The organism is Ruegeria atlantica, assembly GCF_013032455.1.
Taxonomy (GTDB): Bacteria; Pseudomonadota; Alphaproteobacteria; order Rhodobacterales; family Rhodobacteraceae; genus Ruegeria; species Ruegeria atlantica_B.
This window is the reverse complement of sequence record NZ_WQCF01000022.1, coordinates 1-22,715: the sequence shown is the minus strand read 5'-3', so window position 1 is coordinate 22,715 and position 22,715 is coordinate 1. Positions and strand designations below refer to the sequence as shown.

The 22,715-nt window shown below is 54.8% G+C and carries 21 protein-coding genes and 2 pseudogenes; 8 read left to right on the top strand and 15 right to left on the bottom strand.

Features of this window, described 5'->3' with window-relative positions:
- Positions 1–63: 63 nt before the first annotated feature.
- Genes GOW93_RS20220 through GOW93_RS20210 form a run of 3 tightly spaced genes read right to left on the bottom strand, consistent with a single transcriptional unit; the run spans position 64 to position 3,312 of the window.
- Complete coding sequence (locus tag GOW93_RS20220; protein WP_170388108.1) at positions 64–813, bottom strand: N-formylglutamate amidohydrolase; 750 nt, start codon at positions 811–813, stop codon at positions 64–66.
- A complete protein-coding gene (locus tag GOW93_RS20215) occupies positions 810–2,510 on the bottom strand; it encodes a Na/Pi cotransporter family protein (RefSeq protein WP_170388106.1) in 1,701 nt (566 codons plus the stop codon). Before GOW93_RS20215 ends, GOW93_RS20220 begins: the two co-directional genes overlap by 4 nt.
- 4 nt (positions 2,511–2,514) lie before the next feature.
- The gene (locus GOW93_RS20210) at positions 2,515–3,312 is read right to left on the bottom strand and encodes an inositol monophosphatase family protein (protein ID WP_254443697.1); all 798 of its coding nucleotides are present in this window, start codon (positions 3,310–3,312) and stop codon (positions 2,515–2,517) included.
- 507 nt (positions 3,313–3,819) lie between these two features.
- Between GOW93_RS20210 and GOW93_RS20205 the strand changes: the two genes are divergently transcribed.
- Entirely contained in the window at positions 3,820–4,149 is a 330-nt protein-coding gene (locus GOW93_RS20205; protein WP_170388104.1) for a hypothetical protein, read from the top strand.
- Entirely contained in the window at positions 4,142–5,368 is a 1,227-nt protein-coding gene (locus GOW93_RS20200; RefSeq protein WP_170388102.1) for an HlyD family secretion protein, read from the top strand. Before GOW93_RS20205 ends, GOW93_RS20200 begins: the two co-directional genes overlap by 8 nt.
- A 63-nt stretch (positions 5,369–5,431) precedes the next feature.
- Here GOW93_RS20200 and GOW93_RS20195 read toward each other — a convergent pair whose 3' ends face one another.
- The 10 genes from GOW93_RS20195 to GOW93_RS20150 all read right to left on the bottom strand — a co-directional run bounded on the left by GOW93_RS20195 (position 5,432) and on the right by GOW93_RS20150 (position 15,180).
- Entirely contained in the window at positions 5,432–8,218 is a 2,787-nt protein-coding gene (locus GOW93_RS20195) for a bifunctional aconitate hydratase 2/2-methylisocitrate dehydratase (protein ID WP_170388099.1), read from the bottom strand.
- A gap of 345 nt (positions 8,219–8,563) precedes the next feature.
- The gene (locus tag GOW93_RS20190) at positions 8,564–8,824 is read right to left on the bottom strand and encodes a hypothetical protein (protein WP_170388097.1); all 261 of its coding nucleotides are present in this window, start codon (positions 8,822–8,824) and stop codon (positions 8,564–8,566) included.
- Positions 8,824–9,585 carry a hypothetical protein gene (locus tag GOW93_RS20185; RefSeq protein ID WP_174819171.1) on the bottom strand — a complete coding sequence of 254 codons (762 nt, stop codon included), beginning with the start codon at positions 9,583–9,585 and terminating at the stop codon, positions 8,824–8,826. The genes GOW93_RS20190 and GOW93_RS20185 overlap by 1 nt, the downstream gene beginning before the upstream one ends.
- Entirely contained in the window at positions 9,582–10,631 is a 1,050-nt protein-coding gene (locus GOW93_RS20180; RefSeq protein WP_170388095.1) for a Rieske 2Fe-2S domain-containing protein, read from the bottom strand. The genes GOW93_RS20185 and GOW93_RS20180 overlap by 4 nt, the downstream gene beginning before the upstream one ends.
- A complete protein-coding gene (locus GOW93_RS20175) occupies positions 10,628–10,996 on the bottom strand; it encodes a hypothetical protein (protein WP_170388093.1) in 369 nt (122 codons plus the stop codon). The genes GOW93_RS20180 and GOW93_RS20175 overlap by 4 nt, the downstream gene beginning before the upstream one ends.
- Before the next feature lie 121 nt (positions 10,997–11,117).
- Positions 11,118–12,224: an MFS transporter gene (locus GOW93_RS20170; RefSeq protein ID WP_217354820.1), complete on the bottom strand. Its 1,107-nt coding sequence runs from the start codon at positions 12,222–12,224 to the stop codon at positions 11,118–11,120.
- Positions 12,225–12,303: 79 nt separating this feature from the next.
- On the bottom strand, positions 12,304–13,377 hold the full coding sequence (locus tag GOW93_RS20165) for a patatin-like phospholipase family protein (protein ID WP_170388089.1): 1,074 nt from the start codon (positions 13,375–13,377) through the stop codon (positions 12,304–12,306).
- On the bottom strand, positions 13,374–14,159 hold the full coding sequence (locus GOW93_RS20160) for a 3-hydroxybutyrate dehydrogenase (protein WP_170388087.1): 786 nt from the start codon (positions 14,157–14,159) through the stop codon (positions 13,374–13,376). The genes GOW93_RS20165 and GOW93_RS20160 overlap by 4 nt, the downstream gene beginning before the upstream one ends.
- Before the next feature lie 28 nt (positions 14,160–14,187).
- Positions 14,188–14,655 carry a nuclear transport factor 2 family protein gene (locus GOW93_RS20155; protein WP_170388085.1) on the bottom strand — a complete coding sequence of 156 codons (468 nt, stop codon included), beginning with the start codon at positions 14,653–14,655 and terminating at the stop codon, positions 14,188–14,190.
- Positions 14,656–14,709: 54 nt separating this feature from the next.
- A complete protein-coding gene (locus tag GOW93_RS20150; protein WP_170388083.1) occupies positions 14,710–15,180 on the bottom strand; it encodes a cupin domain-containing protein in 471 nt (156 codons plus the stop codon).
- 334 nt (positions 15,181–15,514) lie between these two features.
- Between GOW93_RS20150 and GOW93_RS20145 the strand changes: the two genes are divergently transcribed.
- Together GOW93_RS20145 and GOW93_RS20140 are read left to right on the top strand one after the other, a co-directional pair.
- Complete coding sequence (locus tag GOW93_RS20145; protein WP_170388081.1) at positions 15,515–16,414, top strand: LysR family transcriptional regulator; 900 nt, start codon at positions 15,515–15,517, stop codon at positions 16,412–16,414.
- A 205-nt stretch (positions 16,415–16,619) separates the two neighbouring features.
- Positions 16,620–17,297 (top strand): annotated as a pseudogene (locus GOW93_RS20140) (IS6 family transposase).
- Between the two features lie 60 nt (positions 17,298–17,357).
- Here GOW93_RS20140 and GOW93_RS20135 read toward each other — a convergent pair.
- Positions 17,358–18,557 carry an ROK family transcriptional regulator gene (locus GOW93_RS20135; RefSeq protein WP_170388110.1) on the bottom strand — a complete coding sequence of 400 codons (1,200 nt, stop codon included), beginning with the start codon at positions 18,555–18,557 and terminating at the stop codon, positions 17,358–17,360.
- Between the two features lie 186 nt (positions 18,558–18,743).
- Here GOW93_RS20135 and GOW93_RS20130 point away from each other — a divergent pair, with 186 nt between their 5' ends.
- The 3 genes from GOW93_RS20130 (at position 18,744) to GOW93_RS20120 (ending at position 21,726) form a co-directional block, all read left to right on the top strand.
- The gene (locus GOW93_RS20130; RefSeq protein WP_170388079.1) at positions 18,744–19,763 is read left to right on the top strand and encodes a sugar ABC transporter substrate-binding protein; all 1,020 of its coding nucleotides are present in this window, start codon (positions 18,744–18,746) and stop codon (positions 19,761–19,763) included.
- Positions 19,764–19,873: 110 nt separating this feature from the next.
- On the top strand, positions 19,874–20,944 hold the full coding sequence (locus GOW93_RS20125) for an ABC transporter permease (RefSeq protein ID WP_170388077.1): 1,071 nt from the start codon (positions 19,874–19,876) through the stop codon (positions 20,942–20,944).
- Positions 20,944–21,726: an ATP-binding cassette domain-containing protein gene (locus GOW93_RS20120; RefSeq protein WP_170388075.1), complete on the top strand. Its 783-nt coding sequence runs from the start codon at positions 20,944–20,946 to the stop codon at positions 21,724–21,726. Before GOW93_RS20125 ends, GOW93_RS20120 begins: the two co-directional genes overlap by 1 nt.
- 386 nt (positions 21,727–22,112) lie before the next feature.
- On the opposite strand, the gene GOW93_RS20980 is transcribed toward GOW93_RS20120, so the two are convergent.
- Positions 22,113–22,478 (bottom strand): DDE-type integrase/transposase/recombinase, encoded by a 366-nt coding sequence (locus tag GOW93_RS20980; RefSeq protein WP_368039695.1) that lies wholly within the window; start codon positions 22,476–22,478, stop codon positions 22,113–22,115.
- Positions 22,479–22,588: 110 nt separating this feature from the next.
- Here GOW93_RS20980 and GOW93_RS20110 point away from each other — a divergent pair.
- A pseudogene (locus GOW93_RS20110) lies at positions 22,589–22,715 on the top strand (IS5/IS1182 family transposase); the annotation flags it as partial.

Sequence of the window (22,715 nt, the reverse complement as noted above, 5' to 3'; positions counted from 1 at the left end):
ATACAGTGTCAACATCACCCGCAGATACCTGCCCCTTCAATCCTTCAAAGTTGAGTGTCCGGCTCACGATTCATCCTCCCTAATCGCGATGTCGTTCAGCGCCGGTTGCAACAGCGCAAGTATTTCGTCCGCCATGACGGCGATCTGTTCATCCGTTCGCAACAAATCGTTGCGCACTTCCAGCATCACATTCGGCAAACCTCGGCTGAGCGCGTGAAGGCGCAATGAGTGCGTGACTCCGTCAGCCGGGCCGTAAGGCTCGTTCCGCTCGATCCGACGATGCGGCAACCGACCCACATGATCCAACATCGCGTCAACCAACCGGCTGTCTTCGTCGTGCAGCAATCCAAGCTCGACAGTGCGGTTTTGCCCAAAATAAACCGGCGTAAAGGAATGCACCGTGACCACGACCGTCTCGGGGCCTCTCCCATCCAATACATTTGCAACTGCTGCGCAAAATGGCTCGTAAACCGCCGTCGTACGGTCGTCGCGCTGCGATTGTGTCAGCCCGGCATTCCCCGGAACGACGATCTGCTCCGATCTTTCAGGCATTGCACTCGGGGCTTCAGGAGGGCGATTACAATCATAGACCAGGCGCGACACGGTTGAGGCCACGATAGGGGCATCCAATGCCCGAGACAGCTCGATCGACAGGCTCCGCGCGCCAGGGTCCCAAGCTGCGTGACTAAGACTATCGGCCTCGGTCAGGCCCAAACCGTCGTATACTGCAGGTATCCGATGGCACGCATGCTCGCACAGCAAAACCACCCTGCCCTGCCCCATACCATTCAATATCTCGACCGGTGCGATCATCCCTTGACCTCCGTATCCGCACCCTTTTCCATCCGAGGCATTTCTTCGATCAGGCGTGTTTCCAGCAATTGCCCATTCCGGTAGAGGATCGGATAGGCAACTGCAGCGATGTGACTGTTGAATTCACGGAACGCACGCAAAGTCTCCAGGTGAATGTCGCTGGTTTCAAAGCTTTCCGTGCTACCATGCTGCAACCGCCGCAGGTGGCGCTTACGACTGTCACGCTCTGCCTTCTTGATTTCCGTCTTTTCGGCACTCAGCAGCCGTGCACTTTCCAGATCGTCCGAGATAAGTACGTTCGAGGCCAGTTTCATATTGGCTAAAATGCCCTCATGCATTTCGACCAGTTCTGACCAACCTTCTTTCGAAAATGACGCACCTTTTTTCCGCATGCTCCCTGCCAGCACGGCCAAGCGCTTGGCGACGACATCACCCGCAGTTTCAAGGCGGATGGCATATTCCATCAGGTCGCGCGCCACCTTTGCGTTCTGCTTACCGAATTCCTCTGCCGGAATGGCGGCTACAAATTTTCGGATACCCGACAGGCATTCGTTCACGTCCTCATCGACGGCCCTAACGGCGCGTATCTGTTCCTTGTCTCCACTGCGATAGAGCTCCAGCGAGGGGCGGAACATTGACTCGACCAGATCGCTCATCCGCAGCAATTCCCGCTTTAGACTTGAAAGCGCCTGACTGGAGTTTCCGAGCGCAGCCATGTCCAGCGCGCTGGCCGGACGGCCCAGCTGCACCGTTGCGTCTGCCGACTTTGGTTCCGGCAAAAGCCGTTCGAACGGAGCGCACAATCGCCCGCAGAACGGCAGCGCCAAAATCAGCAGCGATGCGTTGAAGGCCAAATGCGCATTGACCAACATCTGCCCGCCTTGCAGATCCCCCAGAATGCCCGCGCGCAAAGCCGTATTGGCCGCGAACAGCGTGACCACAGCCCAACTGCCCCGCAAGGCCAGATTGGCGAACGGAATACGCCTTGCCGGCAATTCCATCCCCCGCGTCAGCCAAACCGGTATGAAGGCCGAGCCGAAATTGGCTCCCAAAACCAGCGACAGCCCGGCGGCAAACGGGATTGCACCGATCTGAACCAACGTCACGCACATTAGGATCGCAGCAACCGAAGAGTGCATAACAAAAGCTAACGCGCCGCCCACCAGAAACGCCGTTATATAGTCGCGGGCAAGATAGTCTGCGACAGCAGGCAGAAATGCACTGTCGCGGATCGGATCCATCGCCTCGCGTAAAAAGCGCAGCGAGATTAGAATGAACGCAATCCCCATCAGGATACGGCCCAATTGTCGAGGCTTTTTGGACTCGGTCTTGACGAACAGATATCCGCCAACTGCCAGCAAAAGCGGCACCAGCCAATCCAGATTGAACGACAGGATCTGAATAATCAGCGCCGATCCCAAATCGCCCCCCAGCACCATGGCGAGGCCGGCGGGAAAGGCCAGCAACCCGCTTGCGGCAAACCCTGATGTCAGCAAAGCCACCGCCGCCGAACTTTGTAGCACGACTGCCATCGCAAGGCCGACCACCGATGCCTGTACATGACTGCGCTGCCCCGTCATCACCCGCTGGAACGAGGCCCCATAGCTCCGCTCGATCCCGGTGCGCACCATTCGCACTGCGTAGAGCAGCAACATTGTGGCGCCGGCCAGACTGATGAGGAAGCTTACAATCGCCATGATCCTATCCGTTCACCATTTCCAGCATTTCAGCGTGCAGTTCGGGTGTTGCCGCGGAAATCACCCGACCGTCCGACTGCAAATCGAGTGATTTACCACCCCAGTCTGTCATCACCCCGCCCGCAGCCTCAACCACGGCCAACACCGGCAGGAAATCATAGGGCTGCAGATCATAATCAATCACAGCATCCACATGCCCCGCAGCCAGCAGGGCATGCGGGTAGCAATCATAGGCAAAACGTCTTGTCTGCCCTGATTGCATCAGCTTGGCAAATAAGGCCGGATGATCGCGATAGATCTTGTCCCCTTCGTTTACGAAGAGAATGGATTGATCCAGCCGCGTCTTGTTCGAAGTCTCGATTTTATTGCCGTTCAGTGTCGCGCCCTGACCGGATACACCTATGAAAACTTCATTTATCGCAGGCATGCCGATCACTCCGATATCCGGCTTGCCATCCATCAGATGCCCCAGCAAAAAACCAAACAGCGGATGTCCTGACAGGAACGACCGGGTGCCATCTATCGGATCAATAATCCAGACTTCACGACGGTTTTGCCCCTCAAACCCATGCTCTTCTCCGAAGATGCCGTGATCGGGAAAATGCTTAGCCAGATAGGCCCGAACCTCTGCCTCAACACCCTTGTCAGCTTGAGTGACCGGGCTTTCATCCGCCTTGAATTCGACCCCCAATCGACCGCGAAAATACTCTCGTGCCGCCTTGTTGGCCAATTCGGCAATCTTCTTTGCATGCGATACCAGATAGGCCATATCGACGGATTGTGAGCTTCCTGAATTCAACATTCGGTTCTGTCCTGTTTAAATTTAGAATGTGTGCTCGCGGCAAAAAACACTTAAAAGAGGCCTGCGAGGGCATTGTCTGGGACGCGCAATCTTTGGTCGCCTTGCACCACGCAAGCCTACAATCGGCTCCCAATGATTTAGACTGTAGTCTTGCGACATCAGAAACCTACATCTCAGCATCACTTTCTACAATAATCCCACAAAATGGCTCTGTTTCAATAACTAAATTCTGTTTTTATTTGTTTACTTAATAAATTTGTGGGTTTTTGGGGGTAATGTCGCTCTGTCACAATAAAAATCGGCAGCTTCCCTGCAATGTGAGACATACCCCAATGCCAAACACGGTCACGGAAAACAGGACAGAAAGTGTGAAATACAAGCGGGACGTTCTTTTCTAATGATTGATCAGATGCACGCAGACTGTCCTTTATAAAATTGGCAAAAATATTGATTTTGCTGAATATGTTTGCGTATCATTTCCGATATCCTTGGGTAATGGGGGCGCGGATGAGCATCTCAATTTCTGATGAGGAACTGGCCCGGCTACCTTTCTGGGTCACGCCGCCGGGTGGAACCGATGGCTTCCTGATTATTGTCGGCGTATTTCTTGTACTTGTACTGCTGGGGTTCGGGGCGCTTTACTTCACCATCCAAGCCATTCCCGACCGGATGGCAGCCGGAGCGCACAAAGTACAAATGCAGCTGGTTGGTGTATTGGGTCTGATTTCCCTGTTCACCCTGAACAATGCATTCTGGATTGCCGCCATTCTGATCGCCGCCGTTCCGCTACACGAAATCTTCCCCTCGCACATAAAGACGGATCAGGACAATGCTTGAGCTATTATTCTCAGCCCTGATTACGATCGTGCCGGATTACCTCTATCGTCGCTACAAACAGGGCAAACGTTGGGGGCATGAGATTACCCTGTTCAATGTCTGGTACGAATTACGCTGGGGTTTGACAGCCTGTGCCATCCTGGCTGTGACCCTGATCACCGTCATCTTTTACTTTCATCCCTCTACGCGCAACGTCTCAGCCGCCTTTCGCACTGTTACCATTCTGTCAGACCGTGGTGGGCGCGTGGCCGAGGTCTATGTTGCCAATAATGAAACCGTGACAGCCGGACAGGCCATTTTCCGGCTGGATACAACCCGGCAAGAGGCCGCCGCCGAAACTGCCCGCCGCCGGATAGATGAGATCGACGCCGCCTTGGGTGTTATAACCACTGATATCGCGTCTGCGCAGGCACAGGTCGTTGCGGCCGAGGCCGATTTTCTTCAGGCCACCGACGATCTGGAGCGCCGCCAATCACTGGCTGAACGCAATGACGCAACTGTCAGCGAGCAAGAGCTGTTGCGTTTGCAAACGGCCGTTTCCCGCGCCGATGGGCAACGTACCGCAGCAATTGCAGTTTTGGACGGGATAAAACTTCGCCAAGCCACCTTGCTTCCCGCGCAACAGGAAACCGCTCGCGCTGCTCTGCGCGAGGCGGAAGCGGAAATTGCAAAATCTACTGTCTTTGCCGAAGTCGATGGCACGGTGACGCAATTTCTGCTCAAGCCCGGTGACATCGTAAATCCCATACTGCGTCCTGCGGGCATTCTGGTGCCCGAGGTCTCAGGTCAGGGGCGTTTCGTGGCCGCGTTCGGACAGATTTCCGCGAGTGTTGTGAAACCCGGCATGCTGGTCGAGATCACTTGCCCCGCCAAACCTCTGACCATTATCCCCATGGTCGTGGACGAAGTGCAGGGTGCCATCGCAGCCGGGCAGTTCCGGCCCGGTGACGTATTGGTCGATCAACAAGACCGCGCGCGCCCTGGCACAATGACTGCCTTTCTTGCGCCGATATTTCCAGAACATCTGGAGCAAATTCCACCCGGCAGCTCATGTGTTGGGGTGGCCTATACCAGCCGCACAAAACAGATCGAAGCTGGCGAAATTACCGGGTTTTCCGCCTTTATTGCTCGCATTGTGGACGGCATGGGTATCGCAAACGCCATTGTCTTGCGCGCACAGGCTATCTTGCTACCGGTTAAAGCATTGGTATTTACCTGATAGACGGTTTAGCGCCGCGTCGAAAAAAACAGGCCGGTTCTATTTGAACCGGCCTGAAAATTCTTAGAAGTGCGCCGACCTGGTGTTTTCCGGCACAACCGGCGGGGCGAACTTGGTCAGGTCGATGCCTTCAACCGCCGCCTTGTACTCTTCGATCTTCGGCGTCCGGCCCAGGATCGCCGACAGCACGACAACCGGGGTCGAGGCCAGCAGGCTTTCGCCCTTCTTGTCCGGCGCATCTGCAACGACGCGGCCCTGGAACAGGCGGGTAGATGTGGCCAGAACGGTATCACCCTTGGCGGCTTTCTCCTGGTTACCCATGCAGAGGTTACAGCCGGGGCGCTCGAGGTAGAGGATGTTCTCATACTCGGTGCGCGCCTGAGTTTTCGGGAACAGGTCGTCAAACTCGAAGCCTGAATATTTCTCAAGCACTTCCCAGTCGCCCTCTTCCTTCAACTCGTCGATGATGTTGTAGGTCGGCGCCGCAACCACCAGCGGGGCCTTGAATTCGACCTTGCCGGTTTCCTTTTCCAGGTTCTTCAGCATCTGTGCGACGATCTTGATGTCGCCCTTGTGCACCATGCACGAGCCGACAAAGCCCAGATCCACGTGCTTTTCGGCATTGTAGTACGAGATCGGCCGGATCGTATCGTGGGTGTAGCGCTTGGAGACGTCGGCATTGTTGACATCCGGGTCCGCGATCATCGGCTCGACGATCTGATCCAAGTCGACAACGACCTCAGCGAAGTATTTCGCATTGTCATCGGGACGCAGCGCGGGTTTTTCACCCGACTTGATCTCGGCAATGCGCTTATCCGCGATGTTGATCAGTTTCTGCAGCATGCCGTTTTCATGCTCCATGCCCTTGTCGATCATGATCTGAATGCGCGATTTGGCCAGTTCCAGCGAACCGATCAGGGTCTCGTCATTCGAGATACAGACCGAGGCCTTGGCCTTCATCTCGGCGGTCCAGTCGGTGAAGGTAAAGGCCTGGTCCGCCAGCAGCGTGCCGATATGCACTTCGATCACGCGGCCCTGGAACACGTTATCGCCATGCTGTTCCAGCATCTGCGCCTGCGTCGCGTGTACCACGTCGCGGAAATCCATGTGATCGGCCATCTTGCCCTTGAAGGTCACCTTGACCGATTCCGGAATCGGCATTGAGGCTTCGCCTGTGGCCAGCGCCAGCGCCACGGTGCCCGAGTCGGCCCCAAATGCCACGCCTTTGGACATGCGTGTGTGGCTGTCGCCGCCGATGATGACCGACCAGTCATCCACGGTGATGTCGTTCAGCACCTTGTGGATCACGTCGGTCATCGAGTGGTAAACACCTCTCGGGTCACGACCGGTGACGAGACCGAAGTCATTCATGAATTTCATCAGGCGCGGTGTGTTGGCCTGCGCTTTGGCATCCCAGACAGATGCGGTGTGACAGCCGGACTGATAGGCGCCATCAACGCTGGGCGACACAACTGTCGCGGCCATCGCCTCAAGTTCCTGCATGGTCATCAGGCCGGTGGTGTCCTGTGATCCAACAATGTTGACCTTCACACGTACGTCAGATCCAGCGTGCAGGGTCTTGCCCGGAGTTGTGCCCACGGCGTTCTTGTTAAAGATCTTCTCGACAGCCGTCAGGCCCTGACCTTCATGGCTGATTTCTTTCGACGGGGCAAAGACCAGAGGCGCTTCGACACCCAACGTTTCCGCCGCGATTGTCTGCAATTTCTTACCGAAGACGATGGCGTAAGAGCCACCAGCCTTCATGAATTCCACTTTTTGCGGAGTGAAAGACGAGGACACATCGACCAGCTCATCACCATCTTCGCTCAGCAGTTTGTGCTCTTTGGTGTTGATCTTCAGAACCGTACCGGTTGCGACCGAATACTTCTCTTCAAGGATCGGATTGCCGTCATTGTTCAGGATCGCGTTGCCGTCTTCATCCACCTTCTTGACCCAGTTTTTCAGGTCCAGACCGATACCGCCGGTCACGCCCACGGTGGTAAGGAAGATTGGCGAGATGCCATTGGTGCCCGCCACGATCGGAGCGAAGTTGACAAAGGGCACATAAGGGCTGGCCTGCTTACCGGTCCACAGCGCCACGTTGTTGACACCCGACATCCGGGAGGAGCCTACACCCATGGTGCCTTTTTCCGCGATCAGCATCACGCGCTTGCCGGGGTGCTGCAGCTTCAGCGCTTCGACCTCTTGCTGTGCCTTATCCGAGATAAAACACTTGCCGTGCAGTTCACGATCCGCACGCGAGTGCGCCTGATTTCCCGGCGACAACAGATCGGTCGAGATATCACCTTCGGCCGCGACATAAGTCACGATTTCGATCTCTTCGTCGATCTCGGGCAGTTTGGTAAAGAACTCTGCATTGGCATAGCTTTGGAGGATGTCTTTCGCGATCGCGTTTCCAGCTTCAAAAGCTGCTTTCAGCCGGTCAGTGTCCGCGTCGTACAGGAAGACCTGTGATTTCAGAACTTCGGCGGCCTGCCCGGCAATCGCCGCATCGTCACCCAGCGCAAGATCCAGCAGAACCTCAACCGATGGGCCGCCTTTCATGTGCGACAGCAGCTCGAATGCGAACGGGACCGAAATCTCTTCGACTGCAGCCTCGCCCAGAATGATCTCTTTCAGGAACTTCGCCTTTTCACCCGCCGCGCTGGTTGTGCCGGGCAGCGTGTTGTAGATGAAAAAGTTCAGCGACTCGGCGCGGTGCTCGTTACCGGCATCCTTGATCTGATCGACAAGCTCTTTGACAAGAGCGCCATCGTCGATGGGCTTGGGGTGCAGCCCCTGTTCTTTGCGGGTTTCGATTTCGGCAAGGTAGTCTGTATAAAGGCTCATGGCTGTTCCGGCTATCTGCTTTCGGTGACGTTTTGCGCCGGGTTTGCGGCGGTCTTACCAGCCCCGGCATTCATTTGTATGCGGCGGTATACTAATTTCAAGTAAGTTTCAATAGACCATCTGCGCGCATATGCCGACGTCTGTCCATTTTGACGGATTGAAGGCAGGTGCTGTCTGACGTCAGCACCAATGGGACAGTTTAGGTCGAATTGATAAGAGAGGGTTTCTGGCTCATCCGGTTCGCGTGATTATGCGGCGGATTTTCGGTGAAGCAAGCGCCGCGTTCGACGACAACACGCTGTAAGACGCTCACAGCAGCGTAACGTCACACTTCGTGGAGCACCTCTACTCCTCGAGCGCCAATCGATTGAACACCCACTGGGCCCCAGTGAGGATGAGAAATGATCCGGCAACCCAGACCAACAGCGCATATGGTGCGAGCGGTGTGCCCCGCAGCAAAAATGCGACCAAATCACCCTGGGCACGCAATATTCGGATACCGAACAGACCTTGGTCGCCCCAAATCCTAAAGGTCCACAGGGGAGAGATATAAAACAGCGCCATCGCAAGCAGCGCAACGGCAAGCAGCAACAGGCCCCGGCGCATCAGGGAAGTACCTCGATCGTTTCGGGTTCCATGGCGAAAACCAGAATGTCCCCGTGTTGTGTGATCTGGCCTTCTACTGAAATATATTGCGCCATCCTGTCGTAAACCTGTGACGGAATTTCAGTTCGGTTCGGACCGGACAAAAGCAGGAATTCTGTTCCCATGATGGGTTGCGAGGATACAAAAACCGGCGGTGTCCCCCCTACAATGCACAAGTTGGCGCAGGCCTTGTGCGCTAGGCCGCGCCCGGGGCGCATTGCACCTGCAAGACATTTGCCGTCGCAAATCTCGCCTGCCAGCTTCCATCTACCTAGATCAATGAAGGCAGGCGTGGGATCTGACCCCTCATTCGGTCTCAGCCCGCTTGGACCGTCTGGCACCTGCAGCATATCCAAAGACCCTCGTTTCAGGACAATACCTGACACAGTTACGGATGCGCCGTCCTGAACATCACGGGTGTTCATGATGCCGTTCTTGCCAGGTCCCGACAGCATCAGAGTATGTCCCGCCGGAAGCAAGCTGTTCCCCTCCGTGATGTGCAGAATTGGCACCGGCGTCCGTTCGATCACACCGCCGACCGTTTGGCGACCAAAGTCAAAAAGATAAGCTCCGGATCCGGGGTCGTCCTGAGTGACACCGATCAGATAACCAAAAATACCGACCAACGAGGCAAGTGCAAATGCCACTAGCAACAGAAAGCGACGCAAGCCTTTGGGCACTGGCAGATATCCGACGAAGAAGGGCACGTTATTCTCTTTCATGATGCTTGCTGCTCAATCGGCGCCAGTACCGGTTCCACATATGTCCCGGGCGGGTTTGCGTTGGGGTCAACGAAGACGGCACCGTCGACCAGACGCAGATTGTAAGTGGGAATTTTTTCCGTAAACGGAGCCGGAGCCCGGCCATTTGTCACGTTATATTGGAATCCGTGCCACGGGCAGGTGACAAGACAGCGAATGATACGCCCTTCGCCCAGTGGGCCGTTCTGGTGGGCACAAGCGTTGGCAATTGCACTCAGCCGATCGCCATGCCGAAAGATCGCCACCCGGTCACCGTTTGGCAGTAAAGCGATGCGGGCATGCTTGTCTGCAATCTCCTCTATAGAGCAGACATGTACCCAGTCGGTACCAGCGGACGCATAGTCTCGTTCTTTTATTGCAGCGGTAATGTGCAAGCCAGAAACGAGTCCGGCGCAGCCAATCACAAAAACGGTTAAGACCTGACTTTCCTGATTTTGCAGTGCCCCCAACGCCACATGCGCCACTACGGCGGCATAGGCGGGATAGATCATAAAATGCAGTGATTTCCAAAGCGGCGGAGACAGGAACTTCATCCAGAAATCGTGACTAGTGGCGGCGAGGATCAGTAGGCAGAACAAGGCAAAAATGCCGAAAGTTTCAAAAGGAAACCCCGAAATCTGCGTGTAGTTTGTGTTTGAAACCAAGACCGCTTCGAACTTGTTGATGTGCGACAGACCGAAATACCAATTGATCACAAATGAGGCATGCGTGGTGGCGACAATTGCCGTCATCACCCCAAAGTGGCGCCGATTGTAAAGCAATGGCAAGAACCGCCGGTCTAACCTTGAAAGCGGGCCGAGACAGAGGATAATCGTCATCATCAGGAATGAGCATGCCCCGAATGCGCGGGCGTTTTGGATCTGTGCATCAATCGGATTGCTATGGTTCCGAATGTCGGGAGACAAGGTCAGGAACGCCCACAGAAACAGCACCACGCCCGCCAAAAAGGCCGCGTCGTATAGCCATTTGAAACGGTTCCATTGAACGGGGACATATTTTACGCTCATTTCTTGACCTCGCTCAGATGTTGCGGAGCAAACTCTGCTGGCCAGGATTGCCGGACGGCCAGCCCCGCCGCCACTGCGATCAGAAGTGTGGTCGCCAGACAAACGGCCGCTGGTAAATGAGCAGCGCGGGGTGGCCGGTATCGAGTGCGCCAATCATCAGCCGTGGTTTTCAGCCGATACCAACGCCACAAAACCAGTGGCCATATCAGCAAGACACCCGGTATCAGCAGGATGCGAAAAACAAAGGCCCCCTGCGCATCCTCATCAATGTGGTCAATACCAACCGTTAGAAAGACAAGGGCGACACCGGCCCCAGCAAGCAACCAATACCGGGCCAGCTCAAGAAAGGTGGCGGCAACAGTCATGTCGATCCTGAATCTTTGCTGGCTACTGCCTCCTTCTGGGGTATGGCAGTGACGGTCGGCGCAATTTTCTGATCCGGCCAGAAAAAAGGGAGTGATAAAAGCTTTGATAGGATCTGCGCCATCAGTCTTTCATCACCCGTGCCGTGAAGATGCAGAACATGGTGGCCAGGATCAGAAACGCCACTGTGCCCTCCCATCCCAACTGAGTGTGAACCTGACCCAGCAAAAGGGCCCCTGCCAGCCCGCCGAGATAGTAACTGGTCAGATACAATCCGTTGGCAGCGGCTTGGTCCGATTTAGCGCGAGAGGACACAAATCCAGTGGCCGAGGCCTGTGCAAAAAACGTAGCAGCCCCTATGACGGCAAGTGCCACCAAAACAAGGGTTAGCGACGAAACCAGCGTTAGCGCAAGCGCAACAAGGGCAACCGACATCGAAGCCTGAAGAGTTCGCCGTGGTCCCATACGTTTGACCACACTTCCGGCCATTGGGGTGGTAAAGATCGCGGGTACAAAAACTAGATAGACGACCCCCAGATACATCACCGGTACGCCAAGCGTATCGACAAGCAGAGGGTTAACATAAGTAAACACGCCGACAAAAATGAACAGGATGAGAAATCCGATAGCAAAAGACGCCCGCAGCGCCGGGTCGGACCAGTGCAAGCGCCACGCCTCAAGCGGGGGGGTAGCCTGTCTTGGGGGCGACGCATCGCGCGGGCCAATCAGAATAAAGGACAGTGCTGCGCCAATCAGATTGAGCGTTGCAAAGGCCAGGAACGACCCCGACAAACCGGCGATTTCCGCAGTGGACACAGCCAACAGGCGACCGAAGAGGTTCGAGGCGACATTGCCGGTGATATAGGCGGCCATCGCACCGCCAACCGCCATGATATCGCATTGTTCTGAAATATAGGTCATGGTCAGCGTAAACGCTGCCGCCATCAGCACACCTTGAGCAACTCGCAGCGCGGCAAAAACCCATATGCTATCCGTTGCGGATAACAATGCGGTCGGAACGGACAGAAGCGCAAGGCACACCCAGATGCCTTTTTTCCGGTCAATCCGGTCGGCAAAATAAGCCACCGTCAACCCCGACACAGCCATCCCAAGTGTTGCGGCGTTAACTGCAAACCCAACGACACCGGTGCTTGCCCCGAACTGATCGACAATCTGTGGCAACAGGGCCTGACTGCCGAACAGATCGATCAGCGTGAGAAAGCTGATCATGGCGATGATCGTCGATCGCCGGATTATATCGCGGGGCCTGTTGCCTCTCAGCGCACCCTGAACGACATACAACATCTGCTTAGACCTCCGGCAGGGCCGCGACGCCGCCGAACATGTCGGAGATATTCGCAGAGGATTTCGTACCAAGGTCATCGAAATGCGTGTCCAGCCAGCTTTCTGTGACTCTGCGCCCGGTGTCGCGGAGATATTGCAGAAACGACCACTCCGCGTTTAGTTTTGAGGACGCGTCCAGCTTTGCGACCTCTGGGCACAGTTCGATGATGTGAACATTCATGCGCTTGTATCGGGTCTCATCCAACTGCCCCGCATCAAGCAGGCGTCGGACGAAATCAATGGCCCGCAATTCGTGCAGAAGCGCCGAATTGAAGGTGATCTCGTTGATACGGTTCTGAATTTCGTTGGCCCGCTTGGGCGTGCCATGCCGTTTGATCGGATTGATCTGGATAATCAGAATGTCATTTGACGGTGAGCCGTGGAAGAAGGGAAACAGCGGCGGGTTACCCATGTAGCCGCCGTCCCAATAGGGGACTCCATCGATCTCGACCGCCTGAAACAGGTAGGGCAGGCAGGCCGAGGCCATAGTGCTATCGACGTTGATCTCGTCACGCTCGAACACTTTGACCCGACCGGTTTCGACATTGGTTGCCGATACGAAGACGCCCATATCGGTGCAGTTCTGAACGCGCTCGAAATCCACCACGTTTTCCAGCACGTTTCTCAGCGGATTGTACTGAAAAGGGTTCAGGTCATACGGAGATGCCATGCGTTGCATGGATTGCATCCAGTGATACCCCATTGAGGTTTCCAGCGACCAGGACCCGGTCGCCTTGGCCCAAGGGCTGCGCTGAATGGGGCTTGTGACCGAGGCAAGGCTGACCTGGTGCCAGAAATCGTTCAGTTTTTCGCGGGCTCCTATGGCGCCGTTCTCGTGCATTCCATGCGCCGCGACAACGGCATTCATCGCACCCGCAGAAGTACCAGAAATTGCATCGATCCAAAGCCGGTCATCTTCGAACAGCTTGTCTAGAACACCCCATGTGAATGCGCCATGTGCACCGCCGCCCTGGAGCGCAATGTTGACGCCTTTGTGGTTGGAATTCCGACGTCCCGGTCCGCGCGTCACAATGTTCATGCCGCCGTCCACCCGCCGTCGACCGGCAACGAAACGCCGGTTATGTTTTCAGCGGCGTCTGAGCACAAGAACAGGGCCGTTCCTGCCAATTGTTCGACCGTAACGAATTTCTTGGTCCACTGAGCCGCCAGCAAAACGTCTCGTTTCACTTCTTCTTCAGTGATCCCGCGCGCCGCCGCTGTTTCGGGGATTTGCTTTTCCACCAGTGGTGTCAAAACGTAGCCTGGGCAAATTGCGTTCACCGTCACACCAAATTCCGCAGCTTCCAGAGCAACCGTTTTGGTGAACCCGGTGATGCCATGTTTTGCGGTGACATAGGCAGACTTGAACGGAGAGGCGACCAACCCGTGCGCCGAAGAAATATTAATAATCCGCCCCCAGCCGCGGGCCTTCATGCCGGGCAATGCGGCGCGCGTCGAATGGAAGGCCGCGTTCATGTTGATCGCTATGATCTGGTCCCATTTGTCCAGTGGAAAACTCTCGACCGGCTCGACCAACTGAACTCCGGCGTTGTTGACCACAATATCTACACTGCCGAATTCATTTTCCGTGTGATCGACCATCGCCGCAATCTGGTCGGGATTGGACATGTCGGCGGCGTCGTACGAAATACGCCCCTCGCCCAAAGTTTCCAGAGATGCGACTTCCGCCGCAATATCCTCGGCTTCGCCGAAGCCGTTGATAACAACATTTGCGTGAGCTTCGGCAAACCCACGGGCAATACCAAGACCAATTCCGGATGTCGAACCGGTCACGATGACGGTTTTGTTCCTCAGGCTCATCTATGCCTCCGATATGTTAAGAAGGTGTTCAGTTGGGTGTCTTGTCGTTTGTCGTCAGCATGGCTGCGATCCGCCACTGCCCATCGATATTTCGAAAAACGATGCTGACCAGAAACGGCAGGGTATTCAGCGAAGCGGCATTGCCGATCTCAAGATCAAGCGGCATGTGAAGAAGTGCGACCCGATGGTCGAGGAAGATCACCTCGGCCTTGTCGAGCTGGGGCAAGACCTGCCAATGCTCTGCGCGTTGAAAACTGCTCATACGTCCGAGGGTCGCGTCACGCCCCCAAACGGATTGACCGTCAGAGACCCACAAAAAATTAGGGTCATCAACGAAGAAGCTACCAATGGCATCAAGATCCCGCGCGTTCTGCGCCGCGGCGAACTCCAGATATGTTTCAAATATCTGTTCTTCTTCCTCGGTTTCGCCAACATGCGCACTGACTGAGCACGCCAGGCCCGTAACGAACAGGAGGATTGCAAGTGTGATTTTCATGGCATCCGATGGGCTATGGCGCGCCGAGAAGGGTCCCGGTCGCGCCGCTGAGGTTTACATGTCGTCAGATTGATTTCCGTTGAACGGAATGACGTCCGAAGACAGAACGACCACAGGTTCGTCTGATGTGTTTTCCCACCAATGGATGTGACCGGGGCCGGATTCAACTGCGACGTCGCCTGTCTTGTGCAGGATGGGTTCGGCGCAATAGGCGTTATGTTCGTAGATTTCGCCCTGCAGAATATACACGATTGACGGACGATCCCCATGATTGTGGGTCGGCACCACCCCGTTCACGTCGATGATCAAGCGACGTGTGCGCAGCTTGAAATTGCCCATATCGCGCCAGCCTGTCAGGTCCACTTCGCCTAGAACCTGACGACCAACGGCGATTGTCGGGGCCTGCTTCAGATCGCGAGCCTCGGACAGGATTTTATCCTCGGGGCAGCTGCCGGCCATAGCTGCTGTTGTAAACAATCCAATCGCAAAAGCTTGCGCTGCCGCTGCTGCAAGATACTTAGTCATTCATCACTCCATGAATTGGGCAGAAACTCTGCCATCTGTTGATGCGCTGAGTGTTATCGATTCGACACGTCAGCAGAACCGCATTTATGGTAATGGTTTTGATGCATATGCTGCATTGCAGCATTCTGTACTTTTACTGTTTTCACCAAGACGGCCAGCAACCTTGAAGCTAAAGGCCGGCGGGTTAGAAAACATCTGGTACCGCGGCGCAATGCACACAAAGTTTTGTGAACACTTCGTGCTTCACAAAGCATCACGTTAGGTAAACCGCCAGGCACATTTCACAGGCTTTACCTTAAGTCAGGCTATGACGTAACAGTACACAGGTAGCGTTATGGAAATGCACCAGGTCCGGTATTTTTTGGCGATGGCGGATGTCCTCAATTTCACGCGTGCGGCCGAAAAATGCAACGTATCGCAACCGGCGCTTACGCGTGCCATTCAGAAACTGGAAGAAGAAATGGGCGGGCCGCTTTTTCGCCGCGAGGGGCGTTACACCCATCTGACCGAGCTTGGTCGTTTGATCCGCCCCCGCTTAGAACAAGTCCTGTTTCAATCCAAACTGGCTCGTGAGGAAGCCGGCGACTTTTCCAAGATGCTGAACGCCGGGCTTGACCTTGGCTGCATGTGTACGATTGCTCCGACCAGTGTCATGAATCTGATAGAGCTGTTCAATTGCAGTACCGCACAGCTCAAGCTGTCCATCCATCAGGCACCCGGCGCCTCACTCGTAAAAAGGCTTCTGGAGGGAGAGATTGACGTCGCCCTTCTTGCGTTGCCGGGCTTACCGGACAATCTGACTTCGGTTCCGCTGTTTCAGGAAAACTACGTCGTGGCTTTTCCAGCTGGCCACCGGTTCGCCGATATGGACTGCGTACCCGTCACTGAGCTGGCGGGCGAAGTCTATTTAAAACGAACAAACTGCGAATATCCAGACATGTTTCAAGCGGCTGGGCACAGCTTTGATTGTGAAACAGTCAACCGCTTTCAAAGCGAACATGAACCCTGGATACAGGCCATGGTGATTGGTGGGCTTGGTTGCACCATAATGCCCGAGAGTCTGGCACAGCATCCGAAACTGCTTAGCCGACCTTTGGTCAAACCCGCGATCACAAGAACCGTATCCGTGGTAACACGGCGCGGACGGTCACACACTCCGGTTGTGAATTGCCTAGTCAACCTGTCCCGGCGCGTCAATTGGGGTTTGGACCCTGGTTCTGTTGCAAACTTTTGACACTGACGTTGCTTTAGTTCTAGCGTGAGTGGTCGTCAGTGGTGACCAGTTAAAAGTGTGCTCATGGTTTTTGCAAATGCGCTGTCACTGAGTCCCTAATTTCTGGACGCAGATACATTCGGATGTGTCGTAAACTCTGGGCTCGGATTGACAAACGTGCCTTTGTTTTCGCCTCTTGCCTACAAAGTAACAATGAGCAGGCAATATCTCGTTGAAAGGCGCACACTTCCCGACGGAAGCATCCTGTATGCCGTGTACTTTTTCTTCGGTACACTGTGTCGTATCGTGACCTTAAAAAGCTCATGGCTGAACGCGGAGTATGAGTAAACCACGCCACGCTCAACAGGATGGTTGTGACGTATTCGCCTCTGGCGGCGGAGCGTGAGCAATCCAAGAAGCGTCCAACGTTGAAATCCTGACGCATAGACAAGACATATTTGCTAGTACGCGTGAGGTGGAAGTAACTCTATCTTGCGGGCGACAACGCCTGGAACGCCCTAGAATTCATATTGTCCAAGCAGAGAAATGGTCCAGACGCGACTGAATTCTTAGCCAAGGCGCTGTCTTAAAATGCGATCCCAGACAAAGTCGTTGTTGGCAACAGCAGGGCCAATGCGATAGGTATTCAAGGGATAAACAAGATTTGAAACGGTTCGCTTGTCCGGCCAAAGTACAGACAATTGGGTCCAATTTGTTGAACAACATCGTGGAACACGATCACAGGTATATCAACCGGTGTCTCCGGCAAATGTGTGGTTTCAAATCATTCGGATCTGCGTCGGCTACCTTTGACGGCATTAAGGTCGTCAATATGATCCATAAGGAGCAGTTTGCCAGCACAACAATATTGGGGTTTCGACTTTCTGCCGGCCTCGCAGGATAGATGTATCTAAGCACAAGCTTTTCCTGACTCGCCTATAAATTTGCGACACATCCGTTTCGGCTACATCCCAGAAAGCCCTGCATTAGTGTTCAAAAGAAACTGGCGGAAAATTGGGCTGCTCGCCGCCCCAATGCCACGGGCGTTTTCTCCAACCGCTGCGGCTTCAACGACCGGAGGAATCAAGCCACGTTTGTCTTGATTGACTAAGTAACGGCGAACCCTTGAAACTAATTCTTCCCGCACTTCCGGTGGAAATGCACCATCGATGAAAATCGCTTCAAAATCGATGACAGCGCAGATGGAAAGTGCAGCCTTAGCCAGTTCTTGCGCCGTCGTGCCGATCCATGGTTCGACATAGCGAGAAATGCTGCTCCAATCCTGAGGCTTCTTCCAGAGAATTTCAGGATCGACACCTGCTTCGATCAACCTGTCCTCGAGCAGGAACAGTGAGGCGGTGTCAATCAGTTGCTGGCTTTCGCCCAATGGGCCCGTCGTCCGCATAGCGCCTAACGCTCCGGCATTGCCTTGGTTGCCTTCAAACACAGTGCCGTTCAACGCAACACCGCCGCCGATCATTGAGCCGATGAAGAAATAAAAATAGTCGCGATACTCAGCCCCTCGACCATAGAGGTGTTCAGCGTGACACGCAGCCGTCGCATCGTTGACGACAAAAACTGGCAGGTCGCTGAACTTGGCGACCTCGGAAAAGAAGTTCACGTTTTTCCAGGACTTGAATTTTTTCGCCGCAAGCCCAGACAGGTCGTGCCATTTCCAAAGCTCGAATGGAGTGCCAATTCCGATCCCGCAAACGCGGTCGCGAAGCCTTTGGGACTCGTGCGAGAGAAGTGTTTCCAAGCCAGACTCCAGAAACCCGAAAATGACATCTGGCAGAGGATAGTCATAGGTCGTGGAAAGTTGACGACGCGGTCTGCCCGTAAAGTCAATCAAAAGCAGATCGGCGCTGCGCCGCCCGATCTTCATCCCAACCGATAAGATGCCTTCCGGGTTTAGTTCCATAGGGATTGAGGGCTTCCCCACTTTCCCTCGCAGTGGTGTTCCGCGCTTGAGAATCGCATCCTTTTCCAGCTTGCGCAAAATGATGGAAACGGTCTGCGGAGAGAGGCCTGTCAGCCGAGCGACGTCGGCACCTGCGGCGGGTCCATGTCGTTGTAAAACCGTCAATATCAGGCGTTCGTTGTGATCGCGAACACCGCTTTGACTTACCCCGCCGGTTAGTATTTTAAGCGCCTCTTTCTCCATAGCCCTGAACATAAACACCTTGTTTTCTTATGAAAAGATGTTCAGGCGAATTAATAAATAAACTTTATTTACTTATTGACAGAGAGACCAGAATCACCGTTTCTTAAGAAAGACCTTCATTGGAGGATGGAGGCGCGTCACGCAGCAACGCCAAGCGGGGCGACAACTGAAATCTGGGAGGACAACATGAGAAATCTACTCAAGCTTACCGCATCTGCGACCGTACTCACGATGGCTGCGGCATCCGCTCAGGCGGCCGGAGAAACCGTCTGCCTGATCACAAAGACCGACACCAACCCCTTCTTTGTAAAAATGAAGGAAGGTGCGACGGCAAAAGCCGAAGAACTTGGAATGACACTAAAGGCCTTTGCCGGCAAATTCGACGGTGATCATGAAACACAGGTTCAAGCAATCGAAACCTGCATTCTTGATGGTGCCAAAGGGATTCTGCTGACCGCATCGGATACATCCTCTATTGGTTCGGCAGTCGGCCAGGCACGGGATGCCGGATTGCTGGTAATTGCCCTCGACACGCCATTGGACCCTGCGAACACCGCGGATGCCACCTTTGCAACAGATAACTACCGTGCCGGGCTGTTAATTGGTCAGTGGGCCAAGGGACAGATGGGCGACGCCGCAGCGGACGCCAAGATCGGCCTGCTAAACATCAACATCTCACAGCCCACAGTTGGCGTACTGCGCAACCAGGGTTTCCTGGAAGGGTTTGGCGTCGATCTGGGTGATGCCGGCAAATGGGGCGACGAGACGGATGCCCGTATCGTGGGTCATGATGTCTCGGATGGCTCCGAAGAAGGTGGACGCAAGGGCATGGAAAACCTGCTCGCAACAGATCCTGAGATCAATGTGGTTTATACCATCAATGAACCCGCTGCGGCCGGAGCCTATGAAGCCTTGAAATCCATTGGACGCGAAAACGATGTACTGATCGTTTCCGTCGACGGCGGCTGCCCCGGCGTGCGCAATGTCGAAGCCGGCATAATCGGTGCGACGAGCCAGCAATATCCGTTGCTGATGGCCTCCCTCGGCGTCGAGGCGGTCAAGAAATGGGCCGAGGACGGCTCAAAGCCGGAAACCACCCCGGGTAAGGATTTCTTTGACACTGGCGTTGGCCTAATCACAGACAAGCCTGTCGACGGCGTTGACTCCATCTCCGTCGCAGAAGGTCTGGATCTCTGCTGGGGATAATTCCCGACTTGCGAGGCGACAGAGTCGCCTCGCTGACCCCGACCCGATAGAATCCTGAAACCGTCGCACAACATCAATCGCGTTATGGCTTTCGCGATAAGGGAGGAGTTATGTCAGATACTGCAAAAAAAGCAGAGGACTTCGAAGCGGCAGCCAATCGCGGAGAGAAAGTTGCCGAGTTTGAAGATCATCGGCGCGGCGCTGTGGGGCAAATCCAGCACGCGTTGCACGTAAACCCATCACTTGTACCGCTTATCGTTCTCGTCGCCGCAATAATCATTTTTGGCCTGCTTCTGGGTTCCAAATTCTTTTCCCCGTTCGCGATGACGCTGATCCTGCAACAGGTGCAGATCGTAGGCATCGTCGCAGCAGCACAGAGCCTGGTCATACTGACCGCGGGCATTGACCTAAGCGTCGGCGCGATCATGGTGTTTTCGTCCGTGATCATGGGACAGTTCACCTTCCGATACGGAATTCCCGTGCCTATCGCGGTTTTGTGCGGCCTCGCAGTCGGGACCGCCATCGGAGCCATAAACGGTTGGCTGGTCAGCCGGGTTAAGCTACCACCCTTCATCGTGACACTGGGCATGTGGCAGATCGTTCTGGCGACGAATTTCCTGTATTCGGCCAACGAAACCATCCGCAGTCAGGATATCGAGGCTGAAGCCAGTTTCCTGCAGTTTTTCGGCACCAAATTCAGCATCGGCGGAGCATCCTTTACAATCGGTGTGGTGTTCATGCTGCTGCTAATCGTCGTGTTGTCCTATGCGTTGCGTCACACGGCTTGGGGGCGGCATGTCTACGCGGTCGGAGACGACCCCGAGGCTGCCGAACTGTCCGGCGTCAACGTCCACAAAACTTTGATGTCAGTCTATATGCTATCCGGCTTGATCTGCGCCTTTGCTGGTTGGGCTTTGATCGGGCGCATCGGATCGGTCTCGCCGACGTCCGGCCAGTTGGCCAACATTGAAAGCATCACCGCTGTTGTGATCGGAGGCATCTCTCTGTTCGGCGGGCGGGGGTCCATTCTGGGATCGTTGTTCGGAGCTCTGATCGTTGGCGTGTTTACCCTTGGGCTGCGGCTACTGGGCGCGGATGCCCAATGGACCTTCCTGCTTATCGGTCTTCTCATCATTGCAGCGGTCGCAGTCGACCAGTGGATCAGAAAGGTATCGGGCTAATGTCAGACACAACACCAGTCGTCCAAGGCCGCGGGATCGTGAAGCGATATGGCCACGTCACCGCCATCGACCATTCCGACTTTGAACTGCGTCAGGGCGAGATTCTTGCAGTCATCGGGGACAACGGCGCAGGTAAGTCCTCCATCGTCAAGGCGATCTGCGGTGCGACTATCCCGGATGAAGGCGAGATTTTGATCGAAGGAAAGAAAGTCAATTTCACCTCTCCGATCGACGCCCGGAACATGGGGATCGAGATCGTGTATCAGCAACTTGCCATGTCCCCTGCCCTGTCGATTGCAGACAACATGTTCATGGGGCGCGAAATTCGCAAACAGGGTTTCATGGGTAAGTACCTGCGTCAGCTGGACAGGCCGGCGATGGAGACTTTCGCCCGTGAAAAACTGACTGAGCTCGGCCTTATGACCGTTCAGTCGATCAATCAAGCGGTTGAGACGCTGTCGGGCGGTCAACGCCAGGGCGTTGCCGTTGCACGCGCTGCCGCCTTCGCGACCAAGTTCATTATCATGGACGAACCAACGGCAGCTTTGGGGGTCAAGGAAAGTCGCAAGGTGCTTGAACTGATCCAGGACGTGCGGGCGCGTGGCATTCCGATCATTCTGATCAGCCACAACATGCCGCATGTCTTCGAGGTTGCTGACCGCATCCATGTGCATCGGTTGGGCAAACGCCTGTGCACGATCGACCCCAAGGACTACACCATGTCAGACGCGGTGGCCTTCATGACCGGCGCCAAGGAACCCCCGAAAGAGGACGCCGCGTGAACGAGTAGGATGCTAAGCACGTTTGCGAACTGATCTCCTCCCGGGGCAGGTTGGGGTTCGGGCGATTATCGCAATCGCCGGCCCCCCTGCATACGAAGAGTCGACCTTAGCGGAAACCGTTGTGCAATCACTGAACGCGTAACAAAGTTCCGCGGTTCCTATTTGGACAATCCTCTGCTGGAAACATTCGACAGAGTCGGGTTTTGCAAAGCAATCAGAAGGCTGCAATTAGCGCGAGAGGAGTCCTGTCACCCAAAATTCGATCGCCAAATGGATCTAGCCGCCGCCGGCGCGATTGCGGTTCACTCTCACGCTCTAACTGTCGTCGTCTAAGGAAACCGCCTTCTGATAGGCAACGACGGGTGTGTCGCAAATTTATGGATGAGTCAGAAAAAGCCTGTGCTTAGATACATATATCCTGCGAAGCCGGCAGAAAGCCGAAACCCCGATGTTGTTGGGCTGGCAAATTGCTTTTTAGGGATCATATTGACGACCTTGATGCCGTCAAAGGTAACCGACGCAGATCCGAATGATTTGAAATCACACATTTGCCGGAGACACCGGTTGATATACCTGTGATCGTGTTCCACGACGTTGCTCAACAAATTGGACCCAATTGTCTGTACTTTGGCCGGACAAGCGAACCGTTTCAAATCTTGTTTATCACTTGAATACTTGTCGCATTGGCCCTGCTGTTGCCAACAACGACTTTGTCTGGAATCGCATTTTAAGACAGCGCCTTGGCTAAGAATTCAGTCGCGACTGGACCATTTCTCTGCTTAGACAGCATGAATCCTAGGGTCAGGATGCATTGATTTTCAAAGCGCTGCATGATTCACGGCTCGGAAAACGGAGCGGTAATATGAGCGACCTTTTCTGGCTGACTGACGAGCAGATGGCCAAACTTTCCCCTTTCTTCCCGCGGTCGCATGGTAGCCACGGGTCGATGACAAGAGGGTGCTGAGCGGGATTATCTTCATCAATCGCAA